This window comes from Allorhizobium paknamense, assembly GCF_030815125.1.
GTDB classification, from domain to species: Bacteria; Pseudomonadota; Alphaproteobacteria; order Rhizobiales; family Rhizobiaceae; genus Allorhizobium; species Allorhizobium paknamense.
Map to the genome: position 1 here is coordinate 121297 of NZ_JAUSWH010000007.1, position 18758 is coordinate 140054.

Here is an 18758-nt window from a genome sequence, read left to right on the forward strand (position 1 = left end):
CCGCCATCAATTCGTTGCTGGCCTTAGGCCATATTCAACGGCAAGCGTCAAGAAAAACCCCGAGCAGAGGGCTCTTTCGACCCCGCGAAATCTTTTTTGAAAAAATGCGCGCAAAGCGGGAACCAAACATGGCGAGCACCGTTAGGCACACCAGAACAAGGGTCGTGCCAACCGGACGCGACGGAGCTGGGGAATACGGGGATTTTTCCGGTTTCTCTCCGTAGCCAACGAAATGGCAGACGAGCCCCTTACCCGTACGCTCCTTGTTCTAGCAACCCCCGTCCCCCGCCCGAAAGCCTGCGTCCCGCCGACGCAGGCTTTCTCCTTTTGGGCTTCAGGTGCCGTTATGGAGAAAGGGGGCCGACATCACCGCACCGGCCAGACCAGCATCAGCATCGGCACGGAAACCAGGATGATCAGAATGGAAAGCGGCAAGCCGAGCCTTGGGTAATCGCTGAAGCGATAACCGCCCGGGCCCATCACCAGCGTATTGCACTGGTGGCCGATGGGGGTGAGGAAGTCGGACCCCGCGCCGATGGCAACCGCCATCAGGAAGGCATCCGGCCGGTAGCCGAGATTATGGGCGAAGCTTGCAGCAATGGGCGCCATCACCAGCACCGTTGCGGCATTGTTGAGAAAGGGCGTTACCGCCATGGCGGCGATCAGGATCAGGCCCAGCGCCCCGTAGGCGGGAAGGCCGTGGGCGATGTTTCCCAGCCAGCCCGCAATGATTTCGCTGCCGCCGGTGGTGCGCAGACTGTCGCTCACCGGGATCAGTGCCGCCAGCATGACGAGGATCGGACCGTCCACGGCCCTGTAAAGATCGTTGAGCGGAATGACGCGGAAGATCACCATGGCAAGCGCCGCCGCAAAAAAGGCCACCGGCACAGGGGCAAGCCCGAGCGCCGTCGAGCCCATGGCGAGGATGAGAATGATCACCGGAACAAGGGCGTTGCGGCTGGTGCCGAGGAGAATTTCCCGCTCCGCCAGCGGCAGGCAGCCAAGATCGCGCAGCGCATCGGGCAGGGCCTGACGCTGCCCTTGCAGCACCACCACATCGCCGGTGCGCAGGCGAAGCTCCGAGAGCCGTTCGCGCAGCCGCTTTCCCTGCCGGCTGACGGCAAGAAGATTGATGCCATAGGTGTTGAAGAGCGAAATATCCCGGGCCGAGAGGCCGGTCAGTTCCGACTCCGGCCCGATCACCGCCTCGATGGCAGTCATTTCGCCGCCCTCAGCAATGTCTCCGCCCGACAGCTTCAACTCGCTCTGTGAGACCAGGCGGTCCAGCGCATCGGAAGGGCCTTCGAGCAGAACCGTGTCGCCCGCCTTCAACTGCATGTCCGGAAAGGGCGAGATCCGGCGATGGCCCCGCAGGATCGCGGTGGCGATGACCTCGCCCGAAGCCGACCGCAGCAGGTCGCTGAGGGACTTGCCCGCGAGCGCCGAGTCTTCCGGCAGGGTGGCTTCCGTCGAAAAATGCGAATTGCTCAGGGCTTCCTGCAGGCTGGCATTCTGGTTTTCCCGCTTCGGCACCAGCCAATAGAACCCCATGAGAAAAAGAACGCCGACGGCAGCCAGCGTTGCACCGACGGGGGTGAAATCGAACATGGTGAACGGTGTGCCGGTCAGTTCACCCCTGATCCGCGAAACGACGATATTGGGCGAGGTGCCGATCTGCGTCATCAGCCCGCCGAGCAGCGCGCCGAAGGCCATGGGCATCAGGAAGGCCGAGGCCGAGGTGCCGGAGCGGCGGGCAAACTGGAAGGCGACCGGCATCATGATCGCCAGGGCGCCGATATTCTTGATGAAGGCCGACATGATGGTGACGGAGGCCACCAGCAGCAGCATCTGGCCGCGCAGAGAGGAAAGATTGGGAAAGAAGCGCTTGATGGCCGCATCCACCAGGCCGGAGCGCGCCACGCCGGCGCTGACCACCAGCGCACTGCCGACAATGATGACGATATCGTCGCTGAAGCCGGAAAAGGCCTTGTCGGCCGGGACGATGCCAAGCACAACCGCCACCATCAGCGTGACGCCTGCCACGATGTCATAGCGAATGCGATCGATGATGAAGACGAGCATCATGCCGCCTATAACGGCGAAGGACAGGATCTGATCGGTAGACATGCGGCTCCCGGTAGCATGTCCGGATACATCAATCCGCTTCTCCGGACATGCTCAAAACAAATGATGACGCCAGGCGTCACTCCAGAATGCCGATGGAGCGGCGCTTGTTCCCGCCGATCAATGCCGGGTGTGCTTTTCCGCAGCCTGCCGGTCCAGCCGCTTCTTGCGCCGCGCCATCATGTTGAGCCCTTCCACCAGGGCCGAGAAAGCCATGGCGGCGTAGATATAGCCCTTGGGTACGTGGAAGCCCATGCCGTCGGCAATCAGCGTCATACCAATCATCAGCAGGAAGCCCAGCGCCAGCATGACGACGGTGGGGTTCTTCTCGATGAAACGGCCCAGCGGATTGGCCGCGAGCAGCATGACACTGACGGCAACGATGACGGCAATCACCATGATCGTCACATGCTCGGTCATGCCGACCGCGGTGATGATGCTGTCTACGGAAAAGACGAGGTCCAGCAGCAGGATCTGGCCAATGGCCGCGCCCATGGTCGTGGTGGCGGAAGAGGCGATGAAGTCACCATCCTTGTCTTCCGGATCGACGCTGTGATGGATTTCCTTGGTTGCCTTCCAGACGAGGAAGAGGCCGCCGGCGATCAGGATCATGTCCTTCCAGGAAAAACCATGGCCGAACAAGGTGAAAACGGGATTGGTGAGTTGCACGATCCAGGCGACGGTGCCAAGCAGGCCAAGCCGCATGACGAGCGCCAGCCCGATACCAATGCGGCGCGCCTTTTCCCGCTGCGATTCCGGCAGTTTGTTGGTGAGAATGGAGATGAACACCAGGTTGTCGATGCCCAGCACCACTTCCATGGCAATCAGGGTGACAAGGGCTATCCAGGCGGCTGGATCCTGGAGAAGAAGCGCGATGTCCTGCATGAAGCGACCTTATTGTTGCGTCCGGGATCGTTTCAGTGCCTGAAATTTGATCCCGGCACAAGCATCATCGGGTCTTGTCGGTGCCGTATCCAGCCAGGAAGAGGTGGATGGCGCTGTCCACCACCCGTTCCACTTCCGATTCAGGCGGGCGCGTCTTCATCTCGCCGAACAGCTTGAACTTGAAGAAATTGCCTGTAGCAAGCTCGATGAACTGGCGGGCGGCAAGCTCGGTGTCATCGATCTTCAGCGCGCCGATCCGGCATTGGTGGTCGATAAACTCCGCCAGCACCGCCCGGGCATTGGCAGGAGAATTGATCAGGAAGCTCTGACAGAGATTGGGCATGCGGTCGACCACACCGAGCGCTGCCCTCAGCGCCTGGATGAAATCCGTATCGCAGATCTGGTGAACGAAGGCGATGCCGTAATCGCGCAGAGCCTGGCGGGTGTCGGTGCGCCCGGCCATGATATGGCGCAGCGACTCGGTGAAGCGGCCCTTTTCCCGCTCGATCAGCGCCGAGAACAGATCTTCCTTATTTTGAAAATAGACATAGATCGTCCCCTTGGAGACACCCGCCTCGCGCGTTATGTCGTTCATGCTCGCGGCGTCGAAGCCATATTTCATGAAGGCGCGCTTGGCGCCGTCCAGAATCTGCTCGCGCTTGGCCGGGTCTTCGCCCGCGGCGAAGCGGCCGCCGGTTGCGCGGTCGGTTCCTTCCTTCGCGCCATCCTCGGTTGAAGGGACCTCATGCATGATTGTGCTCATGTGCGTTCCGAAAATTAACTCTCAGCAAGCCAACACCTGATTTGAGACTTGATATGCGACAAGAAAAGGCTTATGTCAAATCGAACCGAACGGTTCCGTTCGATTTCTTTCAATCGTTAGGTCTTATGGGGACTGGGAATGTCTGTCTCGTCACGCAAGGGCGCGGTGCGCGCCGTCGATACCACGGAGGATGCCGTCGTGGCCGATGATGCCAAGGTTTCTGCCGATGCCGCCCGCGCCGAAGCGCCCGAGGCACGCCGGGAGCAGGCATCGGTTGCCGCCCCGCCCTCCGAGGCACCCGCCAAGCCTGCCCGCAAGCGCCGCAGCCCTGTTCTGCCGATCCTGGGCATCGCCCTGCTCGCAGCGGGGGGCTTCTACGGTTACAACTGGTGGACGGAAGGCCGCTTCCTGGTCTCCACCGATGACGCCTATGTGCAGGGTGATATCGCTATCATCACGCCGAAGGTCAGCGGTTATGTGCAGAGCGTCGAGTTTACCGAGAACCAGCATGTGAAGGCGGGCGATGTGCTTGTGCGCCTCGATGATGGCGATTACCGCATCGCGCTCGACCAGGCCAAAAGTGAGCTGGATACTCAGAAGCTGACGGTGAGCCGCATCGAAGCCCAGATCAAGGGTGGCGAAGCCTCGCTCGAACAGGCCAAGGCGCAGAAGCTGGCCTATGACGCCACCCTGCAGACCGCGGAGATCAACTTCCGCCGCGTGACCGACCTGCAGGCCCAGTCCGTTGTCTCGAAATCGGAACTCGACACCGCCACCTCGACACTGGCCACGGCCCGCGCCAATGTGGCCGCATCGGTGGCTTCCATCGCCTATGCCCAGGCCAGCCTCGACGTGTTGAAGGGTCAGCGCGACGAGGCGGTTGCCACGGTTCGCACCGATGAACTGGCCGTGGTGAAGGCGCAGCGCGATCTCGATTTCACGGTTCTGCGCGCGCCCTATGACGGCGTGATCGGCAATCGCGGCGTGCAGGTGGGCGATTACGTCTCCAGCAGCAAGCGGCTGGCGGCCCTCGTGCCGGTATCGCAGCTCTTTATCGAAGCCAACTTCAAGGAAACGCAGCTCGCCCATATCGAGCCCGGCTCGAAGGTGCGCGTCCATGTCGATGCCTGGGATGAACACCCCTTCGAGGGTACGGTGGTGTCGCTGGCGCCGGGCTCCGGTTCGGTCTTCTCGGTGCTGCCGCCGGAAAATGCCACGGGGAACTTTACCAAGGTCATCCAGCGCGTGCCAGTTCGCATCGCCATTCCTGACGATGTGCTGGCCAAGGGTCACATGCGCGCCGGCCTGAGTGTCGTCGTCGATGTGGATACCCGCACGGCCCCGAGCGCCAACAAGTAATCGAAGATGAGTGGTGGGGCGCTTCCCGCGTCCCGCTACTCCCGCGATGACAAGACGGTCGGACACGGTCCGGATGACACGTCCTGAGCGCGGCATGTCGCTGGCAGCATCTGACACCCCACAAGCGCAACGTCGGGGCATGGTTCCCTGAACGGCGAAACGCTTTCATACACCCATCACAAGGCGGAGCAGGCACATGGCAGCAACGGCAAATCCGACCGTTTCAGCCGATTTTCCGGAGAAAGTCAGCACAGGCCGCATGATCGGCTTTCTGGCCATGGTCTTCGGCATGTTCATGGCGATCCTCGATATCCAGATCGTCTCGGCCTCGCTCTCCGAAATTCAGGCGGGTCTCGGCGCGGGCTCCGAAGAGGTGTCCTGGGTGCAGACGGCCTATCTGATCGCGGAAGTGATCATGATCCCGCTTTCGGGCATTCTGGCGCGCATCATGTCGACCCGCGTGCTGTTTGCCATGGCGGCTGCGGGTTTCACCCTCTCCAGCGCGCTTGCGGCCACGGCCACCAATATCGAGCAGATGATCATCTACCGCGCCATTCAGGGCTTTATTGGCGGCGGCATGATCCCGTCTGTGTTTGCGGCGGCCTTCACCATCTTCCCGCCTTCCCAGCGCAGTATCGTCTCACCGATCATCGGCCTTGTGGCAACGCTTGCGCCGACCATCGGCCCGACGGTGGGCGGCTATATCAGCCATGCCATGTCCTGGCACTGGCTGTTCCTGATCAACGTCATCCCCGGCATCATCGTCACGCTGGTCACCTGGAGCTTCGTGGATTTCGACAAGCCGGATCGGTCTCTGATGGCCAAGTTCGACTGGACGGGCCTGTTTGCCATGGCGCTCTTCCTGGGGGCTATGGAATATGTGCTGGAAGAGGGCAATAGCAAGGACTGGTTCAACGACGAGCGTATCGTCTGGGGTGCCATTGCCATGACCTTCGGCGGCGTTCTGTTCTTCTATCGGGCTTTTACGGCCGAGCAGCCGGTGGTGGATCTCAAGGCCTTCGCCAACCGAAACTTTGCCTTCGGCTCGCTGTTTTCCTTCACCATGGGCATGGGGCTTTATGGCCTGACCTATCTCTATCCGCTCTATCTGGCGCGGGTGCGGGGCTATGACAGTCTGATGATCGGCGAGACCATGTTCGTCTCCGGCCTGTGCATGTTCCTCACGGCGCCGATTGCCGGCATGCTGTCCGCCAAGATGGATCTGCGTCTGATGATGGCGGTGGGCTTCATCGCCTTTGGTGGCGGCACCTACATGATTTCCGGCATGACCAAGGACTGGGATTTCTACGAGCTGCTCTGGCCGCAGATCCTGCGCGGCTGCGCCCTGATGACCTGCATGGTGCCGATCAACAACATCGCCCTTGGCACCTTGCCGCCGGAGCGCATCAAGAACGCCTCGGGGCTTTATAACCTGACGCGAAATCTCGGGGGTGCTGTGGGGCTGGCGGTGATCAATACGCTTCTCACCCGGCGCACCGATTTTCATACCAGCCGCATTGCCGAAAGCGTGACCTGGAGCAATCCCGCCGCAATGAACTGGCTGGACACGATGAGTGCAAACTATTCCACCTTCGGGCTGGACGGCGATCTTGCGGCCTTGAAGCGGATGTCGAGCATGGTGAACCAGCAGGCCTGGATCATGGCTTTCATCGATGTCTTCATGGGATTGACCGTTCTCTTCGTGATCCTCGCAATCATGACCGTTCTGGTGAAAAAGCCGGAATCCGCGCCGCCGCCGGACGCCCATTAGAGCGCCGATCTGATTGAATCAGATCGGCGCTCTAACGGTTTATTTTTGAAGCATAATCTTGTCGATCCTCGTTTCACTCCGGTCGGATTATGCTCTACAGCGCCGTGCGCCATATATGGCGCACAAAGGTTCGCTGTAACGCTTTAAATCTGCTGCATAATTTTATCCTTAAATCGATTCCGATTTAAGGAATTATGCAGTAGGGCCTTTTCAAGAAAGCCGGTTTCCGCTTCTCCTGGAAGCAGACGGCGAAGACGCCCATACCCCGCCCCCTTTCCCCGGCACGACCTCCGCCGGGCGCTGGCCGCCTTCTTCGGAAGGCGGCTTTTTTGCCTTTTGTTTTTCCAGATTTCCGGACCGAACACCGCAACTCCGCTTTTCCCGGAACAATGCGCTGATCTTGAGGTACGTACATCAAATTTTGATTTACCCGGCTGGAAAGATGGTCTACAGCTTGCGCCGAAGGCTGCTGCGGGAGGTTGTGTGACGAAGCCGACGGTGCATGATATTGCCGCCCATGCCGGGGTCAGCCTGGCAACGGTGGACCGCGTGCTGAACCGCCGTCCCGGCGTTCGCTCCGAGACCCGTATCCGGGTCGAGGAGGCGATTGCGGCGCTTGGCTATGTGCGGGACGTGTTTGCCGCCAACCTTGCCAAGGGGCGGATCTATCGCTTCGTTTTTCTTTTGCCCGGCAATGACAACAGCTTCATGCGGGCGCTGCGCGGCGAAGTCGAGGCAGCCGCCCTCAGGGCCAGCGGCGACCGCATGCGCATCGAAACCGTGGAACTGCCGCCCTTCGATGCGGCTGCCCAGGCTGTAGCCCTTTACGGGCTTCTCACGGAAAAGCCGGATGGTGTGGCGTTGGTGGCGGTGGATGCGCCTGAGGTGCGGACGGCGCTCGATGCGCTGGTGGAGGCGGGCTTGCCGGTGGTGACGCTGGTTTCCGATCTGCCCGGTTCGCGCCGCGATCATTTCGCCGGGATCGACAACCACGCCGCCGGGCGCACCGCAGCCAGCCTGCTGGGCCGCTTTCTGGGTCACACTCCGGCAAAGGTGGCCATCATGGCCGGTTCCCTGCTGGTGCGTGACCATCGCGAACGGGCGGAAGGCTTTCAATCGGTGATGCAGACGGATTTTCCGCATCTGGCGCTGTTGCCGGTTCTGGAGGGGCGCGATGAACCGCAGCAGGTGGAAGCGCTGCTCGGCGCTTTGCTGGCGGAGCACCCTGATCTTGCCGGGATCTACAGTCTTGGCGCCGGCAATCGTGGCCTGATCCGGGCGCTGCGGGCGGAGAAAAGGCCTGTTGTGATTGCCCATGAACTCACCGCCACGACGCGCGATGCCCTGCGGGCCGGCCAGATCGACGCCGTGCTCAATCAGGATGCCGGGCATGAGGTGCGCAGCGCCATCCGGGTGCTGAAGGCGCTGGCCGATGGATCGAGCGTCGTGGACGCGCAGGAACGCATCCGCATCGATATCTTCTTGAAAGACAACCTGCCCTGAAGAGGCATGGAGGAGGCATAATGTATCTCGGGATTGATCTTGGCACATCCGGCGTAAAGGCCATGCTGATCGATGACGATCAGCGGGTGATCGGCTCCGCCAATGGCGCACTCACCGTGCAGCGCCCGCATTCCGGCTGGTCGGAGCAGAACCCCGCCGACTGGATTGCGGCGACCAGGGCGGCGGTGACGGGCCTGAAGGGGGAATTTTCCCGCGAGCTTGCGGCGGTCAGGGGCATCGGCCTTTCCGGCCATATGCATGGCGCGACCCTGATCGATGACCGCGATCAGGTGCTGCGGCCCTGTATTTTGTGGAACGATACCCGCTCGCATCAGGAGGCCGCCGAACTCGATGCTGATCCGCGTTTTCGGGCGCTCACCGGCAATATCGTCTTTCCGGGCTTTACCGCGCCGAAGCTGCTCTGGGTGAAGAACAATGAGCCAGAGGTGTTTTCCAGGGTTTCCAGTGTGCTGTTGCCCAAGGATTATTTGCGGCTCTGGCTGACGGGAGAATATCTCTCCGACATGTCGGATTCGGCAGGCACCTCCTGGCTGGATACCGGCAAGCGCGCCTGGTCTTCCGAACTTCTGGCCGCCACCCATCTCACCGAAAGCCAGATGCCGGGGCTGGTGGAAGGCACGGACCGGGCCGGAAAACTTCGCAAGGAGGTTGCGGCGGACTGGGGCATGGGCGATGTGGTCGTGGCCGGTGGCGCGGGTGACAATGCGGCGTCCGCCTGCGGCATGGGCACGGTGCGGGAAGGAGCCGCCTTCGTCTCGCTCGGGACATCGGGCGTGTTGTTCGCCGCCAATGCCGCCTATCTACCCAAGCCGGAAAGCGCCGTTCACGCCTTCTGCCATGCGCTGCCCGCCACCTGGCACCAGATGGGCGTGATCCTTTCGGCCACGGATGCGCTCAACTGGTATTCCGGCATTACCGGCAAGCCGGCGGGCGAACTGACGACGGAATTGGGCGATGATCTGAAGGCCCCGAGCGGTGTCACCTTCCTGCCCTATCTCTCCGGCGAACGCACGCCACATAATGACGCCGCCATTCGCGGTGCTTTCGTGGGCCTTGGCCATGACTCCAGCCGCGCGGTGCTGACCCAGGCCGTGCTGGAAGGCGTGGCCTTTGCCATCCGCGACAGTCTGGAAGCCTTGAAGGCAGCAGGCACGACGCTTTCGCGCGTCACGGCCATCGGCGGCGGTTCGCGCTCGCGGTATTGGCTGTCGGCGATTGCCACAGTGCTGGGCATTCCGGTGGATATTCCAGCCGACGGTGATTTTGGCGCGGCCTTCGGCGCTGCCCGTCTTGGCCTGATTGCCGCGACGGGAGCCGACCCGCTCTCGGTGCTGACCGCCCCGGAAACGGAGGCTGTCGTCGAGCCTGCCACCGCCCATGCGGCGGCGTATGAGGCGGCCTATCAAAAATACCGGGCGCTTTACCCCGCCATCAAATCCCTTTGAACAACAAGATCCCAAGGAGGAACCATCCCATGAGCACAGGCTTTTTCGGCAATATTTCCAAGATCAAGTATGAGGGCGCAGACAGCGACAATCCGCTCGCCTTCCGCCATTACAATCCCGATGAAGTGGTTCTCGGCAAGCGCATGGAAGATCATCTTCGCTTTGCCGTTGCCTATTGGCACACCTTTGTCTGGCCGGGCACGGACCCCTTCGGGGGCAACACCTTCGAGCGCCCGTGGTTCAAGGACAGCATGGAGGCCGCCAGGCTGAAGGCCGATGTGGCCTTTGAATTCTTCCAGCTTCTCGGCGTGCCATACTATTGCTTCCACGATGCCGATGCCCGCCCCGAAGGCAAGAGCTTTGCCGAAAACACGAAGAACCTCAACGAGATCGTCGATTACTTTGCCAGGAAGCAGGCCGAAACCGGCGTCAAGCTGCTCTGGGGTACGGCCAATCTCTTCTCGCATCGCCGCTACATGTCGGGTGCGGCCACCAATCCCGATCCGGATGTGTTTGCCTTTGCGGCGGCAACGGTAAAGACCTGCATCGACGCCACGCACAAGCTCGGCGGCGAGAACTACGTGCTCTGGGGTGGGCGCGAAGGCTATGAAACCCTGCTGAACACCGACCTGAAAAAGGAACTGGACCATATGGGCCGCTTCCTGAACATGGTGGTGGAATACAAGCACAAGATCGGCTTCAAGGGTGCGATCCTGATCGAGCCGAAGCCGCAGGAACCCTCCAAGCATCAGTATGATTACGATGTCGCCACCGTTTACGGCTTCCTGAAGAAATATGGTCTCGAAAAGGAAGTGAAGCTCAATATCGAGCAGGGCCATGCGATCCTGGCTGGCCATACCTTCGAGCATGAACTGGCGCTGGCCAATGCGCTCGGCATTTTCGGCTCTATCGACATGAACCGCAACGACTACCAGTCCGGCTGGGATACCGACCAGTTCCCCAACAATGTGCCGGAAATGGCGCTCGCCTATTATCAGGTTCTGGCAGGCGGTGGTTTCACCACCGGCGGCACCAATTTCGATGCCAAGCTGCGCCGCCAGTCGCTGGATCCGGAAGATCTGCTGATCGGCCATATCGGCGGCATGGATTGCTGCGCCCGCGGCCTGAAGGCCGCCGCCCGGATGATCGAGGACAAGGCGCTCTCCGGTCCGCTCGATGCCCGGTATGCCGGCTGGGAAAACGGCGCGGCAAAAGCCATGCTGACCGGCGAAACGCTGGAGAGCATTGCCGCCCGCGTCGAGAAGGAAAACATCAATCCGCAGCCGAAATCGGGCAAGCAGGAGTTGCTGGAAAATATCGTCAACAAATACGTTTGAATGAAATTCGGCGGCGGGGAGGTTTTCCCCGCCGTCTCTTTTTGCTAGATCAACTGCAACGTTTCAGTATCTTTTGGAGGAGATGGATATGAAGACGATCAAGGGTCCCGGCATTTTTCTGGGTCAGTTTGCGGGCGATGCCGCACCCTTCAATTCGTGGGATGGGATCACCCGCTGGGCGGCCGAAAAGGGCTATCTGGGCGTGCAGGTGCCGACCTGGGCCAGCCAGTTGATCGACCTGAAAAAGGCTGCCGAATCCAAGGATTATTGCGATGAACTGACCGGCATTGCCCGGCAGAACGGCGTTGAGATCACCGAGCTTTCCACCCATCTCCAGGGCCAGCTCGTGGCCGTGCATCCGGCCTATGACGAGGCCTTTGACGGTTTTGCGGCGCCGGAGGTGCGCGGCAATCCCAGGGCCCGGCAGGAATGGGCGGTCAGCCAGGTCAAATATGCCATCAAGGCGTCGCGCAATCTCGGCATCGATGCCCATGCCACCTTTTCCGGCGCACTGGCCTGGCCCTTCATCTATCCCTGGCCGCAGCGCCCGGCGGGCCTCATCGAAACCGCCTTTGACGAACTGGCGCGGCGCTGGCAACCCATTCTCGACTATGCGGGAGAGCATGGCGTGGACGTCTGCTATGAAATCCATCCCGGCGAAGACCTGCATGACGGCGTGACCTTCGAGATGTTCCTGGAGCGGGTGAAGAACCATCCCCGCGCCAACATGCTCTACGATCCCTCGCATTACGTGCTGCAATGCCTGGATTATCTCGATCACATCGACATCTACCGCGAGCGCATCAAGATGTTCCACGTCAAGGATGCTGAGTTCAACCCCACGGGCAGGCAGGGCGTCTACAGCGGCTATCAGAGCTGGGTGAACCGCGCGGGCCGCTTCCGCTCGCCGGGGGATGGCCAGGTGGATTTCGGCGCGATCTTCTCCAAGCTCGCGGCTTATGATTTCGAAGGCTGGGCCGTGGTCGAGTGGGAATGCGCGCTGAAAAATTCCGAGGATGGCGCCCGCGAAGGGGCGGAATTCGTCAAGGCCCATATCATCCGCGTCACCGATCACGCCTTTGACGATTTTGCCGCCAGCGGCACGGATGAGGCGGCCAACCGGCGCATGCTGGGTCTTTGAGCAAACACGAGATTTGAGGAGGATTTCCCATGGCAATTGAAGCCAGCAAGGAAGGCGCGCGCGCGGCAAAGATCCGGCTCGGCATGGTCGGCGGCGGGCAGGGCGCCTTTATCGGCGCCGTGCACCGCATGGCTGCACGGCTGGATGATCATTATGACCTGGTGGCGGGGGCACTTTCCTCGACGCCGGAGAAGTCTAAGGCGTCCGGCGTGGCGCTGGGCCTCGATCCCGGCCGCTGCTACGGCTCCTTCGAGGAGATGGCGGAAAAGGAAGCGGCCCGGCCTGACGGGATTGAAGCCGTTTCCATCGTCACGCCCAACCATGTCCACTATCCGGCAGCGAAAGCGTTTCTGGAACGCGGCATCCACGTGATCTGCGACAAGCCGCTGACCTCGAACCTCGACGATGCGAAAAAGCTGAAAGAGGCGGCGGACAAGGCCAAGGCGCTTTTCATTCTCACCCATAATTATTCCGGCTATCCCATGGTACGCCATGCGCGTGAACTGGTGGCCAGCGGCGAACTGGGCGAGATCCGGCTGGTGCAGATGGAATATCCGCAGGACTGGCTGGCCGAACCGGTAGAGCAATCCGGGGCCAAGCAGGCTGTATGGCGTACCGATCCGGCGCAATCCGGCGTCGGCGGCTCCACGGGAGATATTGGCACCCATGCCTTCCATCTCGGCAGTTTCATCTCCGGCCTCGAACTGGAAGAACTGGCGGCGGATGTGCACACCTTCGTGGAGGGACGCCGGCTGGACGACAATGCCCATGTGATGCTGCGCTTCAAGGGGGGCGCCAAGGGTCTGCTCTGGTGCAGCCAGGTGGCGACGGGTCATGAAAACGGCCTGAAGGTCCGCGTGTATGGCACCAGGGCCGGGATCGAGTGGACGCAGGCCGATCCCAATTATCTCTGGTTTACCCGGCTGGGCGAACCAAAGCAGTTGATCACCCGCGGCGGTGCAGGGGCGGGCGCTGCCGCCTCCCGTGTCACCCGTATTCCAGGGGGGCATCCGGAAGGCTATCTCGAGGCCTTTGCGACCATTTATTCGGAGGCGGCGCTTGCCATTCACGCCGCGCGTGGCGGTGTTTCGCTGGACCCCGCCGTGCTCTATCCGACCGTGGATGACGGGGTGAAGGGCGTGGCTTTCGTCACCGCCTGCATCGAATCCTCCCGGCAGAACGGGGCCTGGATAAAGCTGTGATGTTCCCGCAGGGACGAGAGAGGCGGTCCGGTGGCTCGCCTTTCTCATTTCACGCTTTTACCTGTCATGATTGTGGTTTAAGTCAGAACTGCGCTTAAATATCACGTCGCGTTCTCTTGCCGTTGGGGGAGTTTTTCATGGCCGATCCCGTTCAACTCGCAGCCCGTTTCCCGGGTGATTTCCTCTTCGGTGTCGCCACGGCTTCCTATCAGATCGAAGGGGCAACCAAGGCAGATGGCCGCAAGGCCTGCATCTGGGATGCCTTTTCCAACATGCCGGGCCGGGTGTTCGAGCGTCATAATGGCGACGTCGCCTGCGACCATTACAACCGCTGGGAAGAGGATCTCGACCTGATGAAGGAGATGGGTGTTTCCGCCTATCGCTTTTCCATTGCCTGGCCGCGCATCCTTCCCGACGGTGTAGGGCGGGTCAATGAAAAGGGGCTGGACTTCTATGACCGGCTGCTGGACGGCCTGAAAGACCGGGGTATCAAGGCTTATGCGACGCTCTATCACTGGGATCTGCCGCTGGCATTGATGGGCGATGGCGGCTGGACGGCACGCTCCACGGCCTATGCCTTCCACCGTTATGCGAAGGTGGTGATGGCGCGGCTGGCCGACCGGCTGGATGCGGTGGCGACCTTCAATGAGCCCTGGTGTTCCGTCTGGCTGTCGCATCTCTACGGCGTGCACGCGCCGGGCGAGCGTAACATGGATGCGGCTCTGCATGCCCTGCATTACACCAATCTCGCCCATGGGCTGGGCGTCGATGCCGTACGGCAGGTGGCGGCCAATGTGCCGGTGGGGCTGGTCTTGAACGCCCATTCGGTCATCCCCGGCTCCGGGAGCGAGGCGGACAAGGCCGCTGCCGAGCGGGCGCATCAGTTCCACAATGGTGTCTTCTTCGATCCGGTCTTCAAGGGCGAGTATCCCGATCAATTCCTGGCGGCCCTGGGCAACCGTATGCCGAAGGTTGAGGATGGCGATCTGGAGATCATCTCGCAAAAGCTCGACTGGTGGGGCCTCAATTACTACACGCCCATGCGCGTTGCCGATGATCCTTCCGAAAGGGGCGAATTCCCGGCCACCGTCAGCGCGCCGCCGGACTCGGACATCAAGACGGATATCGGCTGGGAGGTCTATTCTCCGGCATTGGCATCGCTGGTGAAAGATCTTTACGCCCGCTACGAGCTACCTGCGTGCTTCATCACCGAAAACGGCGCCTGCTACAATATGGAGCCGGTGTCCGGAGAGGTGGATGACCAGCCACGGCTGGATTATTACGCCGATCACCTTGGCGTGGTGGCCGATCTGGCAGCGGAAGGCCTGCCGATGAAAGGCTATTTCGCCTGGAGCCTGATGGATAATTTCGAATGGGCGGAAGGCTACCGCATGCGCTTCGGTCTCGTGCATGTGAATTACGATACCCAGATGCGGACGCTGAAAAAGAGCGGCAAGTGGTATCGTGATCTGATGTGCGCCTATTCAAGCCAATTTGCGCCGAAAGTTTAAATCTTTGGTGGCAGTTCTCGCCTATTCTGTCTTTCTTTGACAGATATCGAGGAGTGACATCTATCCATGGCGTGCAGGGATTGCCGAAACGGGCGGGGTTTGGAGTTTGGCTTTTCCATGGCCTTCCAGCCCATCGTCAACCTGCAGAGCGGCAAGGTTTTCGCCTATGAGGCGCTGGTGCGCGGTCTTGAAGGCGAGGGGGCCGCACATGTCCTCGGCAAGGTCACCTCTGACAATCGCTATGCTTTTGACCAGCAATGCCGGGTCAGGGCGCTGGAACTCGCCTCCGATCTCCGGGTCCAGGTGCCGGAGGCGCTGCTGTCGATCAACTTCATGCCCAATGCCGTTTACGAGCCGCGTGCCTGCATCAAGCTGACGCTGGCAACGGCGGCGCGGGTTGGTTTTCCGCTTGAGAATATCATCTTCGAATTCACCGAAAGCGAACAGATCGATACGGTGCATCTCCTGAACATCCTGCGTACCTACAAGGATATCGGCTTCAAGACGGCGATCGACGATTTCGGCGCCGGTCATTCCGGGCTGAACCTTCTGGCGCGTTTTCAGCCGGATATCGTCAAGCTGGACATGGATCTGATCCGGGGGATAGACCGGGACAGCGTGCGCCAGACAGTGGTGCGCCATACGGTTGCGATGTTGAAGGATCTGGGTGTTCTCTCTGTCTGCGAGGGTGTCGAGACCCTTGCTGAGATCGAAACGCTGAAGCATCTGGGCGTCGATCACGTCCAGGGCTACGCCCTCGGCCGCCCCGCCTTCGAGGCGTTCGAATTGCCATCGATCTCTCTGGCTGAATGCTGAGGCAGCAGGGTAGTTCGCGAGCAGCCGTTTTCCCTTTTCCTCGGCAGGTTCCTAGTGGAATGAATTTGACATTTGATACCCATTTGCCGCGCCCTTGAGGATCAAATGTCAAATTCATTCCACTCGCCTTTCCAGAATACCCAAAAATGGTTTCTCCGAGGCTAAATGAACGGTACTTTTCCAAATTTTCCTTTTGAAACAATGAATAACGGTTTTCGTCCTTCCGGGGGCAATCACCGGAGAAAAGAGCGTCGTTCCTGTTCTCGAAAGGGTCTCTTTCCGGCTTGTAAACATGACCCCTTTGGGGAGGTGGGGCGGCGTACGGACTGCATGCCAGGCTCAACGAGAAAAATCTTTCGTGAAAACAGAGGCTTAGTTTTGCCTGTCTCTACCTGTAGGCGGTGCTGGCTTTTTTTGCCCCAGGGCGGAATTGGGGTTGTGGTGCGCGTCGCTGCAGTCTCATGCATGCGGGTTCGATCCGAAGACCAGACGACTTCGATTAAAAATTGAAAATTAAGAATAAGCCTGTAGCAAAAGTTACAGAAATTTCAGCAAGACCTAATTACAACGTAGATATCTTAACAAACAAAGTTAACGAAATATAAATTCTCGGGGCTGGTGTCGATGTCTGGACCGCAAACGCAGAATGGAACCTCTCAAGTTGTCAGTGAGGCGCCTAATGTTGCCGTAAGCATGTTTTATCAGGCGGCTGGTCATGCTTATTCATTATCAATGCAGAATGCTGCATCCAATCAGCAGAATATAAATTCACTGGCGCCATCCGTTATTGCGAACGCCTTGGCTTTGCTGAACAAGTAATGGATGTCGTGGCGTAGCAGCCGGGGCTTTGTGCCCTGTCCATCCGAAATGAAGGATGAGGGCTCATCTGCTTGTGCTTCCTGACTGTCTCAAGGATCTGAATGTGAGATGTTCTGAAGTCAGTCATGGAAGTCGCCATTGGTGATTGTGTGCATGGATGGGCTCGTTTCTGAAGAGTTTGGGTGAAATATCATGGGGACACTCTTGAATAAGTTGAGAGATGCGTTGAGGAGCAAGGATTCAAAGGCTTCGGAAGAGGCCGCCGTCACGCCGGCGCCGTCAACTGATGAACAGCCTGTTGCCGACGATGCTGCTTCGACCTCGTCCACGGCTGCGCTGATGGATGTTGTAGACCCCACGGTGGAGAAATTCACGTCCGCCGCGCTTGGCCAGGTGGTGTCCATGCTGGGGGAAGATGCACGCACCTATCTTCAGGGGATGGAGCAGATCTATACCGCCGCCGCCGGTAAAGCGCTGGGCATGATTGCCAGCCAGGATCCCGACCAGCAAAAGGCCGGACTGTCCCTCCTGAACCACATCAGAATGTCGCAAAAGAATACAAGTGACTTCGCAAAGGATATTGCGACGGTTGCCAAGAATTTCGTCAGCATAAAGGGCTAGTTTGATGGAAAATGGTCAGATTCTCGATCTTAAGGCAAATCCTCCGGAGACGGTCGAGGATAAGCCCGATCAATCGGCTGCCACGCCCGCGGTGATTGATTCCGCATTGACGAAGGCGATCACCGACGAGGTCTTGAAGAAAATCGAACCTCTTCTGCTTGAACTGCAAAAGATTGCGGACAAGGGCAATGTGGGTGGCGCCGCGCCGCCGCCGGGTCTTGGGGCGCTGGGCGCGAAGGGGCTGACGGATACACACGTCCTTTCGGCGATGAAGAACCGCAAAATTCAGGTGGAGCAGGCTCTTGCGAAGATCAAGAGTCATATCGAAACGGTCAGTCAGCGCTGACGCGCTGTTCGAACCGAAGCATGTCATTCGTCTTCAATAGGGAAACTATCTCTGCCTTGCAGGGGCTGGTGTTCCATAAGCCATTATAACAACACAGGGGTTCGGGAGGAGGCTGTCATGATTGGAGAACAACAGGATCAGTCCATGGATGCGGCAAATGGCGGCGATCTGGGCGTCGATAACACGGTGGTTGCGCATGCTGCTGCCATGGCCACTGGCCAGAGTTTCATAACGGCTGCCCACGCCACGGCAAGGGCTTTCGAGCAGGCTGCGAATATCCACGGCCAACTCGCGACCCTGTCCCTTGCCAACATGGCCGAGGGCGTTTGCCAGGTCGATCGGATCGATACGATCTCTGACGCGGTGGCGCTTGCAACCCGGATGCTTGGTGAAACAAGGCTTTTAGGCCGAACCCGGCTCGAGCGACCGAGAGTGCACGTCAAAATCTGATCGGCACGACGGTCTCAGACAGGCCCCGGAAGTCCTTTCAGACCGCACCAATATTTCATTCATTCCGCAGCTTCAACGGTGAAGCCTGCTTCAAATCAGGTTCCTTCAAGGGCCTTCACAGTTCGTGCTGCTGCAACAGCACGGAAACCCTGGTTCATAACCAGTATCTTAACCTAACCAAGGAGATATCTAATGTCTGCACCCACGACTGTCAATTCCGTTATCACCGATGCCGTCACCCAGGCCAACGTCAAGGTTGTCGGCGAAGCACCGGCCATGGCCATGGGCTCGCTTTATCAGGCTGCTTCGCATTCGACCGGCCTGATGTTCGAAAACTCGGTGACGGCGCAGAACAACCAGAACATTCTGGCTCAGGCTGCCACCACCCAGGGCGTCATGCAGATCTACAGCGTCGATACCATTTCCGACGCCATCGCTATTGCAAAGATGCTGTCCGCCAGCTGATCGGCCTTATCGCCGGGAGGTTTCAGCCTCCCGGCGAATTCTGTCGTCCCAAATCCACAGCATGCTCCCTTCGCCCGCCATCTGCGGCATCTCATTCGCCAATGGTTGCGCCCTTTGCGGTTTCGCGACGACACCCGGTATTCCGTCCCGGCTGCCAAGGCTCGTCGCGAAAAGCCCGT

General features: G+C 59.8%; 17 protein-coding genes. 14 read left to right on the forward strand and 3 right to left on the reverse strand.

Features of this window, described 5'->3' with window-relative positions:
• Positions 1 to 366: 366 nt before the first annotated feature.
• From QO005_RS12630 to QO005_RS12640, 3 genes are all read right to left on the reverse strand, one after another.
• Positions 367 to 2127: an SLC13 family permease gene (locus QO005_RS12630; protein ID WP_307158398.1), complete on the reverse strand. Its 1761-nt coding sequence runs from the start codon at positions 2125 to 2127 to the stop codon at positions 367 to 369.
• 117 nt (positions 2128 to 2244) lie between these two features.
• Positions 2245 to 3009: a TerC family protein gene (locus tag QO005_RS12635; protein WP_307158399.1), complete on the reverse strand. Its 765-nt coding sequence runs from the start codon at positions 3007 to 3009 to the stop codon at positions 2245 to 2247.
• A gap of 64 nt (positions 3010 to 3073) precedes the next feature.
• Positions 3074 to 3760, reverse strand: coding sequence for a TetR/AcrR family transcriptional regulator (locus QO005_RS12640; protein WP_307158505.1), 687 nt, complete (start codon positions 3758 to 3760; stop codon positions 3074 to 3076).
• 150 nt (positions 3761 to 3910) lie between these two features.
• On the opposite strand from QO005_RS12640, the gene QO005_RS12645 reads away from it, so the two are divergent.
• The 14 genes from QO005_RS12645 to QO005_RS12710 all read left to right on the forward strand — a co-directional run bounded on the left by QO005_RS12645 (position 3911) and on the right by QO005_RS12710 (position 18579).
• On the forward strand, positions 3911 to 5131 hold the full coding sequence (locus QO005_RS12645; RefSeq protein ID WP_307158400.1) for an HlyD family secretion protein: 1221 nt from the start codon (positions 3911 to 3913) through the stop codon (positions 5129 to 5131).
• A gap of 196 nt (positions 5132 to 5327) precedes the next feature.
• Positions 5328 to 6902, forward strand: a complete 1575-nt coding sequence (locus QO005_RS12650) for a DHA2 family efflux MFS transporter permease subunit (protein WP_307158401.1) — start codon at positions 5328 to 5330, stop codon at positions 6900 to 6902.
• A gap of 483 nt (positions 6903 to 7385) precedes the next feature.
• On the forward strand, positions 7386 to 8405 hold the full coding sequence (locus QO005_RS12660) for a LacI family DNA-binding transcriptional regulator (protein ID WP_307158402.1): 1020 nt from the start codon (positions 7386 to 7388) through the stop codon (positions 8403 to 8405).
• A 20-nt stretch (positions 8406 to 8425) separates the two neighbouring features.
• Positions 8426 to 9871, forward strand: a complete 1446-nt coding sequence (gene xylB / locus QO005_RS12665; protein ID WP_307158403.1) for a xylulokinase — start codon at positions 8426 to 8428, stop codon at positions 9869 to 9871.
• 29 nt (positions 9872 to 9900) lie between these two features.
• Entirely contained in the window at positions 9901 to 11208 is a 1308-nt protein-coding gene (gene xylA / locus QO005_RS12670) for a xylose isomerase (RefSeq protein WP_307158404.1), read from the forward strand.
• Between the two features lie 88 nt (positions 11209 to 11296).
• Positions 11297 to 12349 carry a sugar phosphate isomerase/epimerase family protein gene (locus QO005_RS12675; protein ID WP_307158405.1) on the forward strand — a complete coding sequence of 351 codons (1053 nt, stop codon included), beginning with the start codon at positions 11297 to 11299 and terminating at the stop codon, positions 12347 to 12349.
• Positions 12350 to 12378: 29 nt separating this feature from the next.
• On the forward strand, positions 12379 to 13551 hold the full coding sequence (locus tag QO005_RS12680) for a Gfo/Idh/MocA family protein (RefSeq protein ID WP_307158406.1): 1173 nt from the start codon (positions 12379 to 12381) through the stop codon (positions 13549 to 13551).
• Positions 13552 to 13688: 137 nt separating this feature from the next.
• On the forward strand, positions 13689 to 15062 hold the full coding sequence (locus QO005_RS12685) for a GH1 family beta-glucosidase (RefSeq protein WP_307158407.1): 1374 nt from the start codon (positions 13689 to 13691) through the stop codon (positions 15060 to 15062).
• Between the two features lie 117 nt (positions 15063 to 15179).
• A complete protein-coding gene (locus QO005_RS12690) occupies positions 15180 to 15878 on the forward strand; it encodes an EAL domain-containing protein (RefSeq protein WP_307158408.1) in 699 nt (232 codons plus the stop codon).
• A 624-nt stretch (positions 15879 to 16502) separates the two neighbouring features.
• Positions 16503 to 16697 carry a RebB family R body protein gene (locus QO005_RS24215; RefSeq protein WP_370878061.1) on the forward strand — a complete coding sequence of 65 codons (195 nt, stop codon included), beginning with the start codon at positions 16503 to 16505 and terminating at the stop codon, positions 16695 to 16697.
• A 192-nt stretch (positions 16698 to 16889) separates the two neighbouring features.
• Positions 16890 to 17318, forward strand: a complete 429-nt coding sequence (locus QO005_RS12695) for a hypothetical protein (RefSeq protein WP_307158409.1) — start codon at positions 16890 to 16892, stop codon at positions 17316 to 17318.
• A 4-nt stretch (positions 17319 to 17322) separates the two neighbouring features.
• The gene (locus QO005_RS12700) at positions 17323 to 17664 is read left to right on the forward strand and encodes a hypothetical protein (RefSeq protein WP_307158410.1); all 342 of its coding nucleotides are present in this window, start codon (positions 17323 to 17325) and stop codon (positions 17662 to 17664) included.
• Positions 17665 to 17781: 117 nt separating this feature from the next.
• Complete coding sequence (locus tag QO005_RS12705) at positions 17782 to 18114, forward strand: hypothetical protein (RefSeq protein ID WP_307158411.1); 333 nt, start codon at positions 17782 to 17784, stop codon at positions 18112 to 18114.
• Positions 18115 to 18306: 192 nt separating this feature from the next.
• Positions 18307 to 18579 (forward strand): RebB family R body protein, encoded by a 273-nt coding sequence (locus QO005_RS12710; RefSeq protein ID WP_307158412.1) that lies wholly within the window; start codon positions 18307 to 18309, stop codon positions 18577 to 18579.
• Positions 18580 to 18758 lie beyond the last annotated feature (179 nt).